This window comes from Flavobacterium sandaracinum, assembly GCF_004349135.1.
GTDB classification, from domain to species: Bacteria; Bacteroidota; Bacteroidia; order Flavobacteriales; family Flavobacteriaceae; genus Flavobacterium; species Flavobacterium sandaracinum.
In genome coordinates, this window is record NZ_SMFN01000006.1 from 21,036 (window position 1) to 38,860 (window position 17,825).

The window sequence follows — 17,825 nt, forward strand, 5'->3', positions numbered from 1 at the left end:
AAACAATTGATCATATGTATGTAATTAAAAGAGATGGCCACAAAGAGCCGGTAATGTTCGACAAAATCACGGATAGAATTAAAAAGCTATGTTATGGTTTGAATGATTTGGTTGATGCCGTGAAAGTGGCAATGCGCGTAATTGAAGGCCTTTATGATGGTGTCTCAACATCGGAATTGGATAATTTAGCGGCTGAAACGGCAGCTTCCATGACCATTGCGCACCCTGATTATGCACAGTTAGCCGCTCGTATTGCAATCTCAAATTTACATTCGAATACCAAAAAATCATTTTCGGAAACGATGAATGATATGTTTAATTATGTGAATCCTAGAAACGGTCAATACGCGCCGTTACTGTCTGAGGAAGTGCATAAAGTAATTATGGATAACGCAGAGTTTTTAGACTCACATATTATATATAACAGAGATTTCAACTACGATTATTTTGGTTTTAAAACCTTAGAAAGATCGTATTTGCTAAAAATAAACGGTAAAATTGTGGAGCGTCCGCAGCACATGTTGATGCGTGTTTCGGTTGGAATTCACTTAGACGATTTGAAATCAGTGATTGAAACGTACGATTTAATGTCGAAAAAGTTCTTTACGCATGCAACTCCTACATTGTTTAACGCCGGAACTCCAAAACCACAAATGTCTTCTTGCTTCCTTTTGGCAATGCAAGACGATAGTATTGACGGAATTTATGACACGTTGAAACAAACGGCTAAAATTTCGCAATCAGCAGGTGGAATTGGACTTTCTATTCACAATGTGAGAGCGACTGGTTCTTATATTCGTGGGACTAACGGAACGTCAAACGGAATTGTTCCGATGTTGCGTGTTTTCAATGATACGGCAAGATACGTTGATCAAGGAGGAGGAAAACGCAAAGGAAGTTTCGCGATATACATCGAAACTTGGCATGCGGATATCTTTGAATTCCTGGACTTGAAAAAGAATACCGGAAAAGAAGAAATGCGTGCTAGAGATTTGTTCTTCGCCATGTGGACCTCGGATTTATTTATGAAGCGTGTGCAGGAAGACAGTTATTGGACGTTGATGTGTCCTAATGAATGTCCGGGATTGTATGATGTTTATGGCGATGAATTTGAAGCAATGTACATTGATTACGAGAAACGTGGAAAAGGTAGAAAAACCATCAAAGCGCATGAATTGTGGGAGAAAATCCTGGAATCGCAAATCGAAACTGGAACGCCATACATGTTGTACAAAGATGCAGCCAACAGAAAATCTAACCAAAAAAATCTGGGTACCATTCGTTCTTCGAATTTGTGTACGGAGATTATGGAATTTACTTCTAAGGACGAAATTGCAGTGTGTAACTTGGCTTCACTTTCGTTGCCGATGTTTGTGGAAAACAAAAAATTCAATCACGACTTGTTCTATACCGTTACCAAACGCGTAACGAGAAATTTGAATAAAGTAATTGACAGAAATTATTATCCGGTACTTGAAGGAGAAAATTCTAATAAGCGCCACAGACCAATTGGGCTTGGAGTACAAGGATTAGCCGATGCTTTTATTATGTTGCGTTTGCCGTTTACCAGTGATGAAGCGAAGAAATTGAACCAAGAAATTTTTGAAACGATGTACTTTGCAGCGGTAACGGCATCGATGGAAATGGCCAAAGAAGAAGGTCCTTATTCCTCTTTTGAAGGTTCACCTATATCACAAGGAGAATTTCAATACAATTTATGGGGATTGAAAGATGAGGAATTATCAGGTCGTTGGGATTGGGCTTCTTTGCGAAAAGAAGTAATGGAACATGGCGTGAGAAACTCATTATTAGTGGCGCCAATGCCAACTGCTTCTACTTCTCAAATTTTGGGTAACAATGAAGCATTTGAGCCTTATACTTCTAATGTTTACACCAGAAGAGTACTTTCGGGCGAATTTATTGTGGTAAACAAACACTTGTTGCACGATTTAGTGGAACGTGGTTTGTGGAACGAAACATTGAAACAAGAATTAATGCGAAATAACGGTTCGGTTCAGGACTTAAATATTCCGCAAGACTTGAAAGAATTGTACAAAACCGTTTGGGAAATGTCTATGAAAGATATTATCGATATGTCTCGTCAGCGTGGATATTTTGTAGATCAATCACAATCGTTGAACTTATTTATGCAAAATGCCAATTATTCTAAATTGACCTCGATGCATTTTTACGCTTGGCAATCTGGATTAAAAACGGGAATGTATTATTTAAGAACAAAAGCTGCGGTGGATGCGATTAAATTCACCTTGAACAATGATAAAAAAGCAGAACCAATTGAAATTAAAGAGCAATCAATCGCTGTTCCTGCAGTTGCTGAAGCAGTTGAAATGACTGCCGATGAATACAGAGCGATGCTAGAATTGTCTAAAAATGCTGGTCCAGACGAATGTGAAATGTGTGGATCTTAAATTGTATAAATAATAAAGGCTTCTTAATTGAAGTCTTTTATAAGAATAATAATTTTAAAACTATTTGCAGAGGTAAAGAAAAAAAGTAATGCGCATAAAAAAAGGGAAATCTTTTCGAAATCCCTATTTTGGAAAACTTAATAATAAAAGGCCCTGAGAAGCATTTAATTAAGTTATTTAAGATGGTAAAGGTTACCTCACCTACTTTTTATACTTCAAAAGTATATAATTTGAATCTTCTTTCCAAAATTAATTTCATAGATAATATCAATGTTGATATTATTAAATTATAACTCTTACGCTATAAGGTGCTAAAGTAGTTATTAACAATTTTTAAAGAATGGAAAATTTAAACAATGATGATTTCTATTACATTTTTAGAAAATGTATCACAACAAGGAATGGAAGAAGAATTTGTAAAACTGACGGAAGTTGTTTTAAAATTCGAATTAAAAAAAGCATTTAAATTTAAAAAGCAGCTATCGTAATGATAGCTGTTTTTTTTTAGAACTATTTCGCGTCTTGTTTTAAAGATGAGATTGCAATTTTTGTATTAGCCAACAAATGTCAAATACAAAGGATTTTCACTTCAAATGCAGTTTATTAAACTCCAATTAAAATAAAAGTCAAGTGAAGTATTCGAGGCCAAAATTCCAAGAACTAACAGTTTAAATTTGTAAATAATTCACTATATTTGAGATAGTTATTTATAAAAAATCACTACTATGGAAAATAAAAAATTTACTGTTACGGATGATTTACTAGCTTCCAAAGGCCAACGTCTACTGAATTTCGTTATTGATTTATTTATAATTTATGTTATCGAAATCAGTATTGGTACGACCATAATTCTAATTGGAGATTTAACGCAAAGTGATACAGCATCAAATTGGGTTTCCTCATTAAGCGTAGTTGAAAGTTTCTTTTTTGGACTTGTCATCTTGTTTTTTTATTATTTAATAACTGAAATGTATTTTTCTAGAACCTTCGGGAAGTATTTCACGAAAACAATCGTTGTAAAGCACGATGGTTCAAGACCCAATATGAAAAGCGTTATGATTAGAACACTTTCTAGATTAATTCCTTTCGAGCCTTTTTCTTTTTTAACTGCTGAGCGAGGATGGCATGATACCTTATCGGTTACGTATGTGGTGAAAAAGCATGATTTTATGGCCAAAAAGAAATTATTTTCGGAAGAATAAAGAAATACAAAATATAAAATTAGCGGTCATTTTTAGACTGCTTTTTTGTTTTTAAACACATCCTTTTCTTTATATTCGCTCCTTCTAAATACCAAAAATAAAATGATGAACTGGGAACAACTTTTATCACTCAAACGACAAGGCGACAAAGGCAAAAGATTACGTGTGGAACAAGACGATACCCGTTTGGGTTTTGAGGTAGATTACGACCGTATCATTTTCTCAGCTGCTTTTAGAAGTTTACAGGATAAAACCCAAGTGATTCCGTTGTCAAAAACGGATTTTGTACACACTAGATTGACGCACAGTTTAGAAGTTTCGGTTGTTGGTCGTTCTTTAGGACGATTGGTGGGTAAAAAAATCATCGAAAAATATCCGCATTTGAAAGAAGTGCATGGCTATCACATGAATGATTTTGGTGCTATAGTAGCTGCTGCATCTTTGGCGCACGATATTGGGAATCCGCCTTTTGGACATTCCGGTGAAAAAGCGATTGGAGAATACTTTTCTATTGGGAAAGGACAACAATACAAAGACCAGCTTAGCGCAAAAGAATGGCAGGATTTGATTGGTTTTGAAGGAAATGCAAATGGATTTTCGGTGCTTACGGCCAGTCGTCCCGGAATTGAAGGTGGACTTCGAATTTCGTACGCCACTTTGGGTGCTTTTATGAAATACCCGAAAGAAAGTTTGCCTAAAAAACCAACCAAAGATATTGCTGATAAAAAATATGGTTTCTTTCAAACTGATAAAGCGTTTTTTCAAGATGTAGCTTTAGATATGGGTTTGATTCCAAATAAATCAGGAAGCGATATTGGTTTCGAAAGACATCCTTTGGCGTATTTAGTAGAAGCAGCCGATGATATTTGTTATACCATTATTGATTTTGAAGACGGAATCAATTTAGGATTAGTTTCTGAAGATTTTGCGTTGGAATATTTAATAAAATTGGTGAAAGACAGCATTGATACTTCAAAATACAAGACTTTAGAAACCAAAGAAGACCGAATTAGTTATTTGCGCGCTTTGGCAATTGGCAGTTTAATCAATGATGCTGTCAAAGTATTTGTCGAAAATGAAGAGTTGATTTTAAAGGGAAAATTTCCTTTTGCCATAATGGATAAAAGCAAGTACAAAGCGCAGATGGATGATATTATCAAAATTAGTGTCGATAATATTTATCAAAGCCGTGAAGTCATCGAGAAAGAAATTGTGGGATATCAGATTATTCAAACGTTGTTGGATAAATTTATTACCGCTTACAACAATAAATTTAATGGAAATGCTTCTAATTACGATGGATTAATTTTAAAACTATTGCCGGAGAAGCATCACCTAGAAAAAGAAAATTTATACGGACGATTACTTCACATTTGCCACTTTATTTCCTTACTTACGGATGGTAATGCGTTGTTGTTTTACAAAACAATAACTGCTGTGAAAAATTAACAATTGTGCGTACATTATTAATTTGTTAATGTAGATTTAAAAAATTAGATTTGTTTTTAAGTTTATTTATTGACTAATTAATAATTTTTTATGAAAAAAAACATACTTTTTTTGCTTTTTTTAATACCGTTTTTTGTTTTATCGCAATCGAATAGAGAAGTTATTCAGCAATATTTATCCACTCCGAGTGCGAAAAGTATTATTTCAAATCGTGATTTTAATGATTGGGTAATTCAGAGTGAAGGTGGAACGACGACTTCTGGTATTAAAAACTGTTATGTTATTCAGCGTTACCAAGGAATTGAAATCTTTAGGGCTGTTACTAATTTTTCTTTAAAAAACACAAAAGTAATCGATGTTCAAAAAAGAATAGTCGATAATGTTTCACAGAAAGTAAACGCAACAAATCCAAATTTACTTGCAACGGATGCTTTAGTAAAAGCCTATTTCCATTTAGGCATAACAGCAAATAATACCTTTGCCGTTTTAGAAAAAGTAGAATCGAATAAGTTTAAGATAAGTGATGGTACGACTACCAACGAACCGGTAATGGCTAATTTAGTTTATCATCAGGCTAAAGATAATAAATTAGTCTTAGCTTGGGATTTCACAATTCACACGCCAAAGCATGATCATTTGTGGAGTGTTAGAATCGATGCGTTAAATGGTCAAATGTTGGAGAAAAACGATTTAGTTGTTTCGTGCAGTTTCCATCAAGATCAAGCATTTTCGGTAACTAAAAAATCGCAAATTGAAAATTTAGGTGCAACTCCTAAACAAATTTATACCGGGCCATCTTCTTTTGTGCTTGGAGGGACGTATCGTGTTATTCCATTCAATTTCGAAAGTCCAAATCATGGTCCTTTTCAATTAATTACGAATCCTGCAGATGGTAAGGCATCTCCTTATGGTTGGCATGATGTTAATGGGCAAGTTGGAGCTGATTTTACGATAACCCGAGGTAATAATGTTTGGGCTAAAGATGATTTTAAAGCCGCTAATCTTGATGATGGATCTAGCCCAGACGGAGGTGTAGACTTAGTGTTTGATTTCCCATATGGCGGAACAAATATAGCCGCATCCACGTATATTAATGCAGCCAATACCAATCTGTTTTACATGAATAATGTAATGCATGATATCTGGTATCAGTATGGTTTTGATGAAGCTAGTGGTAATTTTCAAGAAAACAATTACGATCGTGGCGGAAGAGCAGGAGATTATGTAAATGCTGAAGCTCAAGATGGTTCGACAGCGGTACCTCCTAGTCTGAATAATGCAAATTTTTCTTCTCCAGTAGATGGTAATAGAGCAAGAATGCAAATGTTTTTATGGAATAGAGGACCCGAGATCAAGTCTTTAATTATTAATTCACCATCAAGTTTGGCAGGAAATTATGTGGCCACTCAAAATTCTTTTAGTCCAGGACGTGTTGACTTGCCTATTGCGCCTCAATTTTTACAATCTGATTTGGTTTTATACTTAGATAGTTCTGGTGGCACATCAGAAGGATGCGTAACGCCTTCCAATAGAGCGGCTTTAAATGGTAAAATTGTTATACTTAGAAGAGGAAGCTGCAATTTTGTGGTCAAAGTAAAGTCAGCGCAAAATGCTGGAGCGATCGCCGTCATTGTAGTTAATAATGTGGAGGGAAATTTATCAATGTCAGGCGCCGATGCAGGAATTACGATACCCGCAATTAGTGTTACTAGCTCTATTGGGGAAGATATCATCAGCCAAATGACAACAGCTCCTGTAAATGTAAAAATTCAAACAGAAGCTGCTCCATTTGTTAATGCTGATGGGGATTTTGACAACGGTATAATTGCCCATGAGTATGGACATGGAATTTCCATCCGTTTAGCTGGTGGAAGTAATAATTCTAGCTGTTTAAATAATAAGGACCAAATGGGAGAAGGTTGGTCAGATTGGTTTGCATTAATGATGCAGTTGAAACCAGGAGATTTTAGTGGTGCAAAAAGAGGAATTGGTACGTTTGTTTCCTCTCAATCTCCTGATGGATTGGGAATCAGAAGTTATGTGTACTCAACGGATAGAGCTATTAATCCTATGACTTACGCCTTTACTAATAATTTTCAATCATTTGACGTTAATGGCGTAGAGGAAACTTCTGTTCACGGTGTAGGATCTGTTTGGGCCACTATGTTATGGGATTTAACGTGGGCCTATATCAACAAATACGGGTATGACAATAATAAATATACTGGTACCGGTGGTAATAACAAACTAATGCGAATTGTTTTAGATGGTATTAAATTACAGCCTTGTAGTCCAACCTTTGTTGACGCTAGAAATGCAATTTTAGCAGCGGATCAAGCCATAACAGGAGGAAAGGATTATTGTATGATTTGGGAAGTTTTTGCAGCTAGAGGTTTAGGTGTAAATGCATCAGCGGGTAGTACAGATGTGGGTAATGATCAAATTGAAGACTTTACTAGACCATCAAACGGAGCCAACTGTTCTTTAGCTGTTGCTGATGTTGACAATGCTAATATAATGAGTGTTTTTCCAAATCCATCTAACGGAAATATTACGGTGCGAATTAACAACTATAGTGGTACCGTCGATATGAAGGTTATCGATATTTTGGGAAGAGAAGTTTATTCCATTACTAAACAAGAGTTTAGTAACGAAAAAACGTTTAATTTAAACCAACTCACTTCTGGTATTTATATAATGGATATCAAAGGAGAAGGATTGAACTACACCGAGAAAATTATTATAAAGTAATTTTAAATAAAAGAGTCCTGAACGTTATTTCAGGACTCTTTTATTTAAAATATATATTCTATTCCAACACCGATAGCTTGCCTTATTTGCATTTTTGGTCCCTCAGTTACTTGTATTCCTGCAATTTCTCTTTTTGATTTGATGTCGTCATCGTAAATTACATGTGCTCCAATATTTGCTTTAACGTATTGATTTACTACGAGTTCTACTTGTAAATCACAATCGATATCTATATTTCCAAAGCGATTTACATAATCAGAATATAAACTCAACCGATTTTCTAAAATGATATTTTTGAAAATCTCTTTTTTGTATTTATTAGTTATTAAAAAACCAAGTTCAATTCTTGATTTTTCCCCTTCAGTAAGTAAATTTCCATCTACATCATAAGTGGCTTTAGTAACTCCAAAAGCGCCTTGATCAGCAAGTCTTTGATCTAAAACCAGGGTGGTTTTAAATGTAAAAGGCGAGATGTAAAATGTTCTTTGCTTTTCTTTATTTATATTTTCAGCACCTATTCCCATAAAAATATAAGCCGGTGCGAAAGGTTTTGAAATGGCTTTTTCCGTATTTGGATAGGCATAACCATTAGTGAATTGTGTATTGAAATTAAATTTAGCCGAATGGAACCAGTTGGATAGCGTGTCTTTTCTATAGCCAAAAGTAGAGTTCACTTGAATCGCATCTTCTGTTTTTCGTAAATCTATTCCGTCTTGTTTATTTAAGCCATATTTAAAAATTAGTTCGTTTGACCAATTGTAATTACTTCGTTTATAATCTCTGTGGAATTTACCTTTAAATAATCCTGAAATTGAACTAGTTCCTCCGGCACTCCAATTGATAAAGGCCACTTCAGAAATATCAAACCCTAAACTGTTTTTTTTACTCCAATAGGTTAAGGGAAGGTAATGCGTTTTAGTTTGTATTTTGAGAGGTATAGTTAGTGATTTTTTTGCATCCAATACTGTAATGGCAGGTCTAATCGTATCGTATAAAAATGTTTTTGTTACTTCTTGAGATAAACAATTAAAAGAGATGGAGCAGGTAAGGAATAGTAGTGTGTAGGTTAACAATTTCATTTCGGGGGAGTTATACGGATTATAGTTGTTTTTCAGTCAATAATTTTCTTTGACAATACCGATGTGCAATGAAAACAGGCCACTGTATACTGGGCTATATTGAATTCATCACCGATTTTGTTTAAGAGGGCAAAATAATTATTTTAATAGTTTGAAAAAAGGATTTCAAGACTTTTAACGTCAATTTTGCAGTATTGTTGTAATTCAGCTACAGTTCCCTGTTCTATAAATTCATCTGGAATACCAAGAACGGTTATTTTTGAGGTATAATTATTTTCAGAGGCAAATTCAAGAATCGCACTTCCAAAACCCCCTTTTATAGTTCCGTCTTCAATAGTTACTATCGTTTTGAAGTTGTCGAATAGGGTATGTAATTCCTTTTCATCTAGTGGCTTTACAAAGGGAAAATCATAATGCGCAATAGTTTCTGGATGTTGCATTTTGGCTATAGCCAAAGTAACATTGTTACCGATACTTCCATTTGATAAGACAGCAATTCTTGAGCCTGCCTTAATGCAAGTGCTTCTACCGATTTCTATCTCTTGATACTTTCCTAAATTTGTAGCTTGCCAATTAGTAATTACTCCACGTCCTCGTGGATACCGAATCGCGATTGGATTATTTAATCCTAATTGGGCGGTATATAAAATATTTTGTAACGCAATTTCGTTGCTAGGGGCATACACAATCATATTGGGAATACAACGCAAGTAAGCTATATCAAAAACACCGTGATGTGTTGCTCCGTCTTCTCCCACTAAACCCGCTCTATCCAAACAAAAAATCACTGGAAGATTTTGTAAAGCCACATCATGAATCACTTGGTCGTATGCTCTTTGCAAAAAAGTAGAATAAATATTGCAATAAACGATCATTCCTTGGGTTGCCATTCCTGCGGCTAAAGTTACCGCATGTTGTTCTGCAATTCCAACATCAAAGGCCCGTTTTGGGAATTCATCCATCATGAATTTTAAGGAGGAGCCAGAAGGCATCGCAGGTGTAATCCCTATAATTTTTTCGTTTTTTCTAGCTAAATCTAAAATGGTCAAGCCAAAAACATCCTGATATTTAGGAGGTAAATTTTCTTCTGATTTGGGCTGAAGCGCTCCAGTTGTAGCATCAAATTTGCCAGGAGCATGGTAAATTACCTGGTTTTCTTCGGCTTGCTGTAATCCTTTACCCTTCGTTGTAATGATGTGAAGGAACTTGGGTCCTTTTATTTTTTGTAAACGTTTCAATTCTTTAATTACGGCAAAAATATCATGACCGTCAATAGGTCCCGAATAATCAAAATTCAATGATTTAATCATGTTGTTCTGTCTCGGATTTTTCCCTGCTTTTACAGCAGTTAAATATTTTTTCAAAGCACCTACGCTGGGATCAATACCAATAGCATTATCATTTAGAATGACTAATAAATTAGCATCAGTAACTCCGGCGTGATTTAAGCCTTCAAAAGCCATTCCTGAGGCTATCGAGGCATCGCCAATGACTGCAATATGGTGTTTGTTGTAATCTCCTTTTAAATTAGAAGCTATTGCCATTCCCAATGCTGCCGAAATAGAAGTAGAGGAGTGGCCTACGCCAAAGGTATCATAGACACTTTCACTTCTTTTTGGGAAACCGGAAATGCCGCCCAACTGCCTGTTGGTATGAAAATTGTCTCTTCTTCCCGTTATTATTTTGTGTCCGTAAGCCTGATGACCAACATCCCAAACCAATAAATCATTTGGGGTATCAAAAACATAATGCAAGGCGATCGTAAGTTCGACAACACCTAAACTAGCTCCTAAATGCCCCTCTTTGACGGCGACAATATCGATAATGAAGTTGCGCAACTCTTGAGCCACTTGAGGGAGTTGCGTTTCCTCTAGTTGGCGTAAATCGGCGGGGTTGTTTAGGTTTGAAAGTAAATTAGCTGACATAAAGCAAATATACGATTTGGAATTGTATTTTTACATTCGATAAAAAAACTTGTTCCACAAAGAATTTAAATTTGCAAAATTTGCCGTCGATACCATGATAAATCCTTTCACTGACGAATATTTTATGAAAAAAGCGTTGCAGGAAGCTGTCATGGCTTTTGAGAAAGAGGAAATTCCTGTAGGCGCCGTTATTGTCATTGATAATAAGGTTATTGCCAGCAGTCATAATTTAACCGAATTACTCCATGACGTTACGGCTCATGCGGAGATGCAATCTATTACTGCTGCTGCGAATTATCTTGGTGGGAAATATTTGATTGGTTGCACGCTTTATGTCACACTGGAACCTTGTCAGATGTGTGCAGGCGCTTTGTATTGGAGTCAGATTTCGAGAATCGTATATGGAGCCACAGATGAAAATCGTGGTTTTATAAAAATGGGAACACAATTGCATCCTAAAACTAAAGTAGTTAGTGGCGTTTTAGCGGATGAAGCGGCTGATTTAATGAAGCGTTTTTTTATAGAAAAGCGGAAGTGAACGAATAGCTTTCCTTAATGTTCCGAGTAATAATTCGTTGTCTATGCTGCTTTTTTTTGAAGCCTATTGTAAAAACAGTGTTTTAAAAAACCCGTTTCGCTTAACACTGACAGATTTAGCCTTGCCGAGTTCTTATGAGATTCAGAATTCTGATTGTCTTCCAGAAGACTTTTTAATTTTTCTTGTATTGTTTCTATAAGACTTTATTTTCTCTATTCTTTTGAAGCCATTTTTATTGCTTTCTGTACTTCTCTTGCCCGTATTGCTATTACAACCTTTTTGTTGCTTTGAAAAAGAGGTTTGACTGTTGTTAATTTCAGACTTTTGTACGTTGATTTGTGGTGCTAAATGGATTTTCTATTTGTGGTTTTGGTGGAGTAAATTTTCATTTAATAGTAGGGAGAGGGCATAATATGATAAATAGGAGCGTTTTTTAAGTTGGTTTTTTGATTTTAAAAATAGTTGCTTATTGTTTCACTGTCATCACACGTCCAGAAGCGTGAGGGATTGCAATGGAAATCCTTTATGGAACGCAGTGGAATAAAGATTGAAATGAAAAGCCCGACCCGAGGTTTTTACGCAGGGTCACGCCCAAAAACAAAAAACCCTCACATTCAAACTGAATTTATTTCAGTTTCTTGCAAGGGTTTAGATTCTTCCTATCGACAGAGTGTCAAATAGGACTAGTATCTGTAATATTCTGGTTTGAATGGGCCTTCAACTGGAACTCCAATATAATCCGCTTGATCAACACGTAAAGTCTCTAATTCAACACCTAATTTAGCTAAGTGTAACATGGCTACTTTCTCATCTAAATGTTTTGGTAACATGTACACGTCATTGTTGTATGCCGCGCTGTTTTTCCACAATTCGATTTGAGCTAGCGTTTGGTTGGTAAATGAGTTACTCATTACAAAACTTGGGTGACCTGTAGCACAACCAAGGTTTACTAAACGACCTTCAGCCAAAAGGATGATGTCATTTCCAGCAATGGTGTATTTATCTACTTGAGGTTTGATTTCTACTTTTGATGCACCGTGGTTGGTGTTCAACCAAGCCATATCAATTTCGTTATCAAAATGTCCAATGTTACAAACGATAGTTTTGTCTTTCATTTTTTCAAAATGAGAACCCAAAACGATATCTTTATTTCCAGTTGTAGTAATGATAATATCAGCAGTAGCAATAACAGTATCTAATTTTTTTACTTCAAAACCGTCCATAGCCGCTTGAAGCGCACAAATTGGATCAATTTCAGTAACCGTAACAATAGAACCAGCACCTCTAAATGAAGCCGCTGTTCCTTTACCTACATCACCGTAACCACAAACAATTACTCTTTTTGCAGCAAGCATAATATCAGTTGCACGACGAACCGCATCAACTGCCGATTCTTTACAACCGTATTTGTTATCAAATTTCGATTTAGTAACCGAGTCATTCACGTTGATTGCTGGCATTGGCAATGTTCCCGCTTTTACTCTTTCGTACAATCTGTGAACTCCTGTTGTAGTTTCTTCAGACAATCCTTTAATTCCAGCAACTAATTCTGGGTAACGGTCAATAACCATATTCGTTAAATCTCCACCGTCGTCAAGAATCATATTCAATGGTTTTCTATCTTCACCAAAGAATAAGGTTTGCTCAATACACCAGTCAAAATCTTCCTCGTTCAATCCTTTCCAAGCATACACTTGAATACCAGCAGCAGCAATTGCAGCAGCAGCTTGATCTTGAGTAGAGAAAATGTTGCATGAAGACCAAGTCACCTCAGCTCCAAGCGCGATTAAAGTTTCAATCAAAACCGCAGTCTGGATAGTCATGTGCAAACATCCTGCAATACGAGAACCAGCAAGTGGTTGTTCGTTTTTATATTCAGCACGAAGCGCCATTAAACCTGGCATTTCCGCTTCCGCTAGTTCAATTTCTTTTCTTCCCCAAGCCGCTAGAGAAATGTCTTTAACTTTGAAAGCCACAAAAGGCATAGTTGTAGTACTCATTTATAGTATATTTGTAAGTGTAAATTTTTTGCAAAATTACATAATAAGTTGTGATTTTAAAAGGAATCACAAATATTTATGAATTGTTTAATTTTGTAATGTTTTAAAAATCAGTAAAATAATTTTTTTAAGCCCAATATTTTTTAATTTTTGGAGCTATTTCCCGCTTTTTGTTGCAATCTTTTTATTTTTAAAGGAAAAATAAAAAGGATTTCCACTTCAATCGGGGCTAAAAATCAGAATACTACCATGCCATTATTCAAAACCATCCACTTCAGTACAGACACCCAAATTCTAGTTTGGAAAATAACCGAATCCTTTGAAGAGCTCCACAATCAAGTTCAGCTAAACGATAAAAATGCTATACGTCTCCAGGGAATGAAATCGCAATTGCACCAGCGTGCTTTTCTCAGCGTTCGCAAGTTGTTTCAAGAAATAGGCTATAACGATTTTGATTTGTATTATGACGAATTAGGAAAACCGCATTTACATGACGGCAAACACATTTCGATTACCCATTCCCATGAGTTTTCAGCGATTATCGTCAGCAGTAAAACCGTAGGAATCGACATCGAATTGCAGAGAGACAAGATTATCCGAATTGCTGATAAATTCTGCGACTCGGAATTTCAGTTCTTGGATCGAGACAGTGACGAATACATCCGAAAACTAACCGCAATTTGGGGCGCCAAAGAATCCATATTTAAAATTAGAAATGAAAAAGGAATTAGTTTCAAGGAGCATATCAAAGTTCAGTCTTTTGATTTAGAAAATAAGAAAGTCAACACCGAACTCCACTTTAATAATTATGAGAAGGATTTTGACATCTATTTTGAGGAAATCGAAGATTTTACGCTAGTTTATGCTTTTGAAAAATAATGCTCAGTGTCCCATCGCGTAGTTTGTCATTCTGATGAAGGAGGAATCACATAATGAGATTCCTCCTTTATCAGAATGACAAAACGAGTAGTAAATTATAATAATCCGTATAAATCTGTAAAATCCGCGTCATCTGCGTGCCAAAAAATGACAAATATTTATAACGAAATCACCCAATCAAAAGTTGAAAATCAAAAACTGCTGGCGATTCTTCTTGATCCTGACAAAATAGTTTTGGAGAATTTATCCATTTTAATTTCAAAAATAAATCTTTCGCCGGCAACTCATATTTTCATTGGTGGAAGTCAGGTTACAACAAATATTTTAGACGAACTGATTGTGCAAATCAAACAAAACTGTAAATTACCAATAATTTTATTTCCCGGAAATCCTTCCCAGATTTCAGATAAAGCCGATGCGATTTTGTTTTTGGCTCTTATCTCTGGTCGCAATCCGGATTTTCTAATCGAACACCAAGTAAAAGCAGCGCCCATTTTAAAGAAAACGCAACTCGAAATCATTTCTACTGGTTATATTTTAATTGAAAGTGGCAATGAAACTGCCGTGGAACGCGTTAGTAAAACCAAACCTATAGATAGAAATAATCTTGATTTAGCATTGTCAACGGCAGAAGCTGGCGAAATGTTAGGCAATAAGTTGATTTATCTGGAAGCTGGAAGTGGTGCAAAACAAGCAGTTCCTTTAGAAATGATTAGAAAAATTTCTCATAATATTGAGATTCCAATATTGGTTGGAGGCGGAATTGTAGATTTGCAGGGAATTGAAAACGCTTATAATGCAGGAGCCGACTTAGTGGTTATAGGAACCGCTTTTGAAAACAATAATAACTTTTTTAAAGTATAGTGAATGATTGATTATTTTTTTTCGCAGTACAGCGAATACCCAACATTAGATATTATTTTGGAAATTGTTGCGGTCATTTTCGGATTATTAAGCGTATGGTATGCTAAAAAAGATAATATTTTGGTTTTTCCAACTGGATTAGTAAGCACCTCCATATTTGTGTATTTGCTTTGGAAATGGACTTTATGGGGCGATATGATGATCAATGGCTATTATTTTGTGATGAGTATTTACGGTTGGTACCATTGGACTCGGAAAAAAGGAGATACGGTTGAATTCCCAATTTCAAAAATATCGAGTTCTGAAAAACGAATTGCGATAATTCTTTTTATATTTACCGTCGCCTTTGTGGTTTCGGTATATCATTATTTCGGAAAATTCACCACTTGGTACGCGTATGTAGATACATTTATTACAGGAATTTTCTTTGTAGGAATGTGGCTCATGGCTAAAAGAAAAGTAGAGAATTGGATATTTTGGATTATTGGAGATGTAATTTCCATTCCGTTGTATTTTGCAAAAGGCTATACTTTTACCAGTTTTCAATATATAGTATTTACCGTAGTCGCCATTTTTGGCTATTTAGAATGGAAGAAAATCTCAGACAGCTCAGTAATGGAGCCACAAAAATAATTAAAATAGCCTTATTTGGTCCCGAAAGTACTGGCAAGACTACATTGGCAAGACAGCTTGCGGACTATTATAAAACCGAATGGGTTCCTGAGTTTGCACGCGATTATCTGCAGGAAAAGTGGGATTCAAGTCAGCAAATATGCACAGTTGACGACATGCTTCCCATTGCTTACGGTCAAACTAAATTAGAAAATGAGCGAACGCTAATTGCCAATAAATATCTTTTTTGTGATACGAATTTAATGGTAACTAAGGTTTTTTCGGAAGTGTATTATGACTATTGTGACCCTTTGTTGCATGAAGCGGCCTGCGAACATGAATACGATTTATTTTTTCTTACGGACATTGATGTGCCTTGGGAAAGAGACGACCTAAGAGACAAAGCCGAGGGAAGAGAATCTGTGTTTGCCGTTTTTAAGCAATCTTTAATCGATAACAATAAGCCATTTATAACGCTTTCCGGAGACAAGGATTTGCGACTTAAAAAAGCAGTCTCAATTATTGAAGATTTGACTTTGGCCAGAGAATTAGGGTTTTCGTCAAGTGATTTTATATATATTCAGGAGTATGGAATTCCAATTGCAACTATTCAAAAGCAACTTAATTTCTTTAAAGAAGGAATACCAAAAGCAGAGTTAGTGAGTCCAGCGACGTTGTCAAATGGTATTTTAAAATTATCCGAGAAGGATTTTCATGAGAAAGCCAGTTTTTTTGATGCGAATAAATCAGGCCTCAAATTAAATAAATTTGTTCCAGCATCAGGAGCTGCGAGTAGAATGTTTAAGTTCTTGACTGAATTTATCAATGATTTTGATGTTGAAAACGAATCGATAAATGCCTATATCAATCGTAAAAAAGCTAATAAACTTGCTGTTTTTATAGTAGGAATGGAGAAGTTTCCTTTTTTTGACGCCATTGACAAGCAGTTGAAAGCTGAATTTGCTGATTTTGATTCAATGGACCGAAGTCTAAAGAATTTCTACTTCATAAAATTATTGCTGTCATCAGACTATTTTGATTTTGCTAATAAACCAAAAGGGATTCTCCCTTTTCACAAATACAAAACTCATATTGCAACTCCGGTAGAAGAACATTTGCAGGAATGTGCACAATATTCAAGTGCTAATAATGGATCGCATTTGCATTTTACAGTTTCAGAAGCGCATCAAAAACATTTTGAAGACATTGTTGATTCTGTCAAATCTGAAATTGAAAAGAAATCAGCTGTCGCAATACAAGTTAGTTATTCGTATCAAAATAAAAGAACGGACACGCTTGCGGTCAGTATGAAAAATAAGCCGTTCCGGGATGAAAATGGACAATTGGTTTTCAGACCTGGAGGACATGGTGCTTTGATTGAGAATTTGAATAACTTGGAGGCCGATATGGTTTTTATTAAAAATATTGATAACGTCATTCAAAACAATGTTGAGAAAATTTCTTTATACAAAAAAGGATTGGCTGGAATTTTGTTGTCAATTCAACATCAGGTTTTTATGTATTTAAATGCATTGGATGCTATATCAATTGAACCCGAGTTAATAGATGAAATTGTTCTTTTCTTGAAGGAAAAATTAAATAGTACAATGAAGGATGGTTTTCATGCTGAAAATTTGGAAAGTAAAATCAGTGAACTGCAAGCTATTTTGAACAGACCGATTCGGGTATGCGGAATGGTAAAAAATGAAGGAGAGCCAGGTGGAGGACCATTTTGGGTCCGCAGTGATCAAGGTTCAGTCTCATTACAAATTGTTGAAAGTTCCCAAGTTGATTTGTCAAATGAAGCTCAAAAGATAATGCTGAATGCAGCCACTCATTTCAATCCGGTTGATTTAGTTTGTGGCATTAAAAATTACAAAAAAGAGAAATTTGATTTGACAGAGTTTGTCGATCACAACAGCGGTTTTATTGTGGAGAAAAATGTATCAGGCAAAAGTATCAAAGGATATGAGTTGCCTGGTTTATGGAACGGCGCAATGGCAAACTGGTTGACTGTGTTTGTTCAAGTGCCGTTGCTTACTTTTAATCCAGTAAAAACAGTGAATGATTTGTTGAAACCAGCACATCAATCCTAAA

At 35.5% G+C, this 17,825-nt stretch carries 13 protein-coding genes; 10 read left to right on the plus strand and 3 right to left on the minus strand.

What is annotated here, in order from left to right; all coding sequences use genetic code 11:
- The first annotated feature begins 14 nt into the window (after positions 1-14).
- The 5 genes from E0F91_RS06555 (at position 15) to E0F91_RS06570 (ending at position 7,831) form a co-directional block, all read left to right on the plus strand.
- Positions 15-2,429 (plus strand): ribonucleoside-diphosphate reductase subunit alpha, encoded by a 2,415-nt coding sequence (locus E0F91_RS06555; RefSeq protein ID WP_132065526.1) that lies wholly within the window; start codon positions 15-17, stop codon positions 2,427-2,429.
- A 356-nt stretch (positions 2,430-2,785) separates the two neighbouring features.
- Positions 2,786-2,917: a hypothetical protein gene (locus E0F91_RS18080; RefSeq protein ID WP_279432783.1), complete on the plus strand. Its 132-nt coding sequence runs from the start codon at positions 2,786-2,788 to the stop codon at positions 2,915-2,917.
- Positions 2,918-3,154: 237 nt separating this feature from the next.
- Complete coding sequence (locus tag E0F91_RS06560) at positions 3,155-3,631, plus strand: RDD family protein (RefSeq protein ID WP_132065527.1); 477 nt, start codon at positions 3,155-3,157, stop codon at positions 3,629-3,631.
- A 105-nt stretch (positions 3,632-3,736) separates the two neighbouring features.
- The gene (dgt, locus tag E0F91_RS06565) at positions 3,737-5,080 is read left to right on the plus strand and encodes a dGTP triphosphohydrolase (RefSeq protein WP_132065659.1); all 1,344 of its coding nucleotides are present in this window, start codon (positions 3,737-3,739) and stop codon (positions 5,078-5,080) included.
- A 90-nt stretch (positions 5,081-5,170) separates the two neighbouring features.
- Complete coding sequence (locus E0F91_RS06570) at positions 5,171-7,831, plus strand: T9SS-dependent M36 family metallopeptidase (protein ID WP_132065528.1); 2,661 nt, start codon at positions 5,171-5,173, stop codon at positions 7,829-7,831.
- A gap of 44 nt (positions 7,832-7,875) precedes the next feature.
- Here the strand turns inward: E0F91_RS06570 and E0F91_RS06575 are convergent, their stop codons facing one another.
- Both E0F91_RS06575 and E0F91_RS06580 read right to left on the minus strand, forming a co-directional pair.
- Positions 7,876-8,910 (minus strand): DUF3078 domain-containing protein, encoded by a 1,035-nt coding sequence (locus E0F91_RS06575; RefSeq protein WP_132065529.1) that lies wholly within the window; start codon positions 8,908-8,910, stop codon positions 7,876-7,878.
- Positions 8,911-9,053: 143 nt separating this feature from the next.
- Entirely contained in the window at positions 9,054-10,835 is a 1,782-nt protein-coding gene (locus E0F91_RS06580; RefSeq protein WP_132065530.1) for a 1-deoxy-D-xylulose-5-phosphate synthase, read from the minus strand.
- A gap of 94 nt (positions 10,836-10,929) precedes the next feature.
- On the opposite strand from E0F91_RS06580, the gene E0F91_RS06585 reads away from it, so the two are divergent.
- Positions 10,930-11,373 (plus strand): nucleoside deaminase, encoded by a 444-nt coding sequence (locus tag E0F91_RS06585; protein WP_132065531.1) that lies wholly within the window; start codon positions 10,930-10,932, stop codon positions 11,371-11,373.
- 683 nt (positions 11,374-12,056) lie between these two features.
- Here E0F91_RS06585 and ahcY read toward each other — a convergent pair.
- A complete protein-coding gene (gene ahcY / locus E0F91_RS06590; RefSeq protein ID WP_132065532.1) occupies positions 12,057-13,373 on the minus strand; it encodes an adenosylhomocysteinase in 1,317 nt (438 codons plus the stop codon).
- A gap of 249 nt (positions 13,374-13,622) precedes the next feature.
- Here ahcY and E0F91_RS06595 point away from each other — a divergent pair, with 249 nt between their 5' ends.
- From E0F91_RS06595 to E0F91_RS06610, 4 genes are all read left to right on the plus strand, one after another.
- Complete coding sequence (locus E0F91_RS06595; RefSeq protein ID WP_132065533.1) at positions 13,623-14,252, plus strand: 4'-phosphopantetheinyl transferase family protein; 630 nt, start codon at positions 13,623-13,625, stop codon at positions 14,250-14,252.
- Positions 14,253-14,399: 147 nt separating this feature from the next.
- Complete coding sequence (locus tag E0F91_RS06600) at positions 14,400-15,116, plus strand: phosphoglycerol geranylgeranyltransferase (RefSeq protein WP_132065534.1); 717 nt, start codon at positions 14,400-14,402, stop codon at positions 15,114-15,116.
- 3 nt (positions 15,117-15,119) lie between these two features.
- On the plus strand, positions 15,120-15,749 hold the full coding sequence (gene pnuC / locus E0F91_RS06605) for a nicotinamide riboside transporter PnuC (protein ID WP_132065535.1): 630 nt from the start codon (positions 15,120-15,122) through the stop codon (positions 15,747-15,749).
- Positions 15,704-17,824 carry a DUF4301 family protein gene (locus E0F91_RS06610; protein WP_132065536.1) on the plus strand — a complete coding sequence of 707 codons (2,121 nt, stop codon included), beginning with the start codon at positions 15,704-15,706 and terminating at the stop codon, positions 17,822-17,824. The genes pnuC and E0F91_RS06610 overlap by 46 nt, the downstream gene beginning before the upstream one ends.
- The last annotated feature ends 1 nt before the right edge of the window (position 17,825 follow it).

Coding starts and splice junctions, on each gene's coding strand:
- E0F91_RS06555 (WP_132065526.1), top strand. CDS start 15: ATGTATGTAATTAAAAGAGATGGCCACAAAGAGCCGGTAATGTTCGAC.
- E0F91_RS18080 (WP_279432783.1), top strand. CDS start 2,786: ATGATGATTTCTATTACATTTTTAGAAAATGTATCACAACAAGGAATG.
- E0F91_RS06560 (WP_132065527.1), top strand. CDS start 3,155: ATGGAAAATAAAAAATTTACTGTTACGGATGATTTACTAGCTTCCAAA.
- dgt (WP_132065659.1), top strand. CDS start 3,737: ATGAACTGGGAACAACTTTTATCACTCAAACGACAAGGCGACAAAGGC.
- E0F91_RS06570 (WP_132065528.1), top strand. CDS start 5,171: ATGAAAAAAAACATACTTTTTTTGCTTTTTTTAATACCGTTTTTTGTT.
- E0F91_RS06575 (WP_132065529.1), bottom strand. CDS start 8,910: ATGAAATTGTTAACCTACACACTACTATTCCTTACCTGCTCCATCTCT.
- E0F91_RS06580 (WP_132065530.1), bottom strand. CDS start 10,835: ATGTCAGCTAATTTACTTTCAAACCTAAACAACCCCGCCGATTTACGC.
- E0F91_RS06585 (WP_132065531.1), top strand. CDS start 10,930: ATGATAAATCCTTTCACTGACGAATATTTTATGAAAAAAGCGTTGCAG.
- ahcY (WP_132065532.1), bottom strand. CDS start 13,373: ATGAGTACTACAACTATGCCTTTTGTGGCTTTCAAAGTTAAAGACATT.
- E0F91_RS06595 (WP_132065533.1), top strand. CDS start 13,623: ATGCCATTATTCAAAACCATCCACTTCAGTACAGACACCCAAATTCTA.
- E0F91_RS06600 (WP_132065534.1), top strand. CDS start 14,400: ATGACAAATATTTATAACGAAATCACCCAATCAAAAGTTGAAAATCAA.
- pnuC (WP_132065535.1), top strand. CDS start 15,120: ATGATTGATTATTTTTTTTCGCAGTACAGCGAATACCCAACATTAGAT.
- E0F91_RS06610 (WP_132065536.1), top strand. CDS start 15,704: ATGGAAGAAAATCTCAGACAGCTCAGTAATGGAGCCACAAAAATAATT.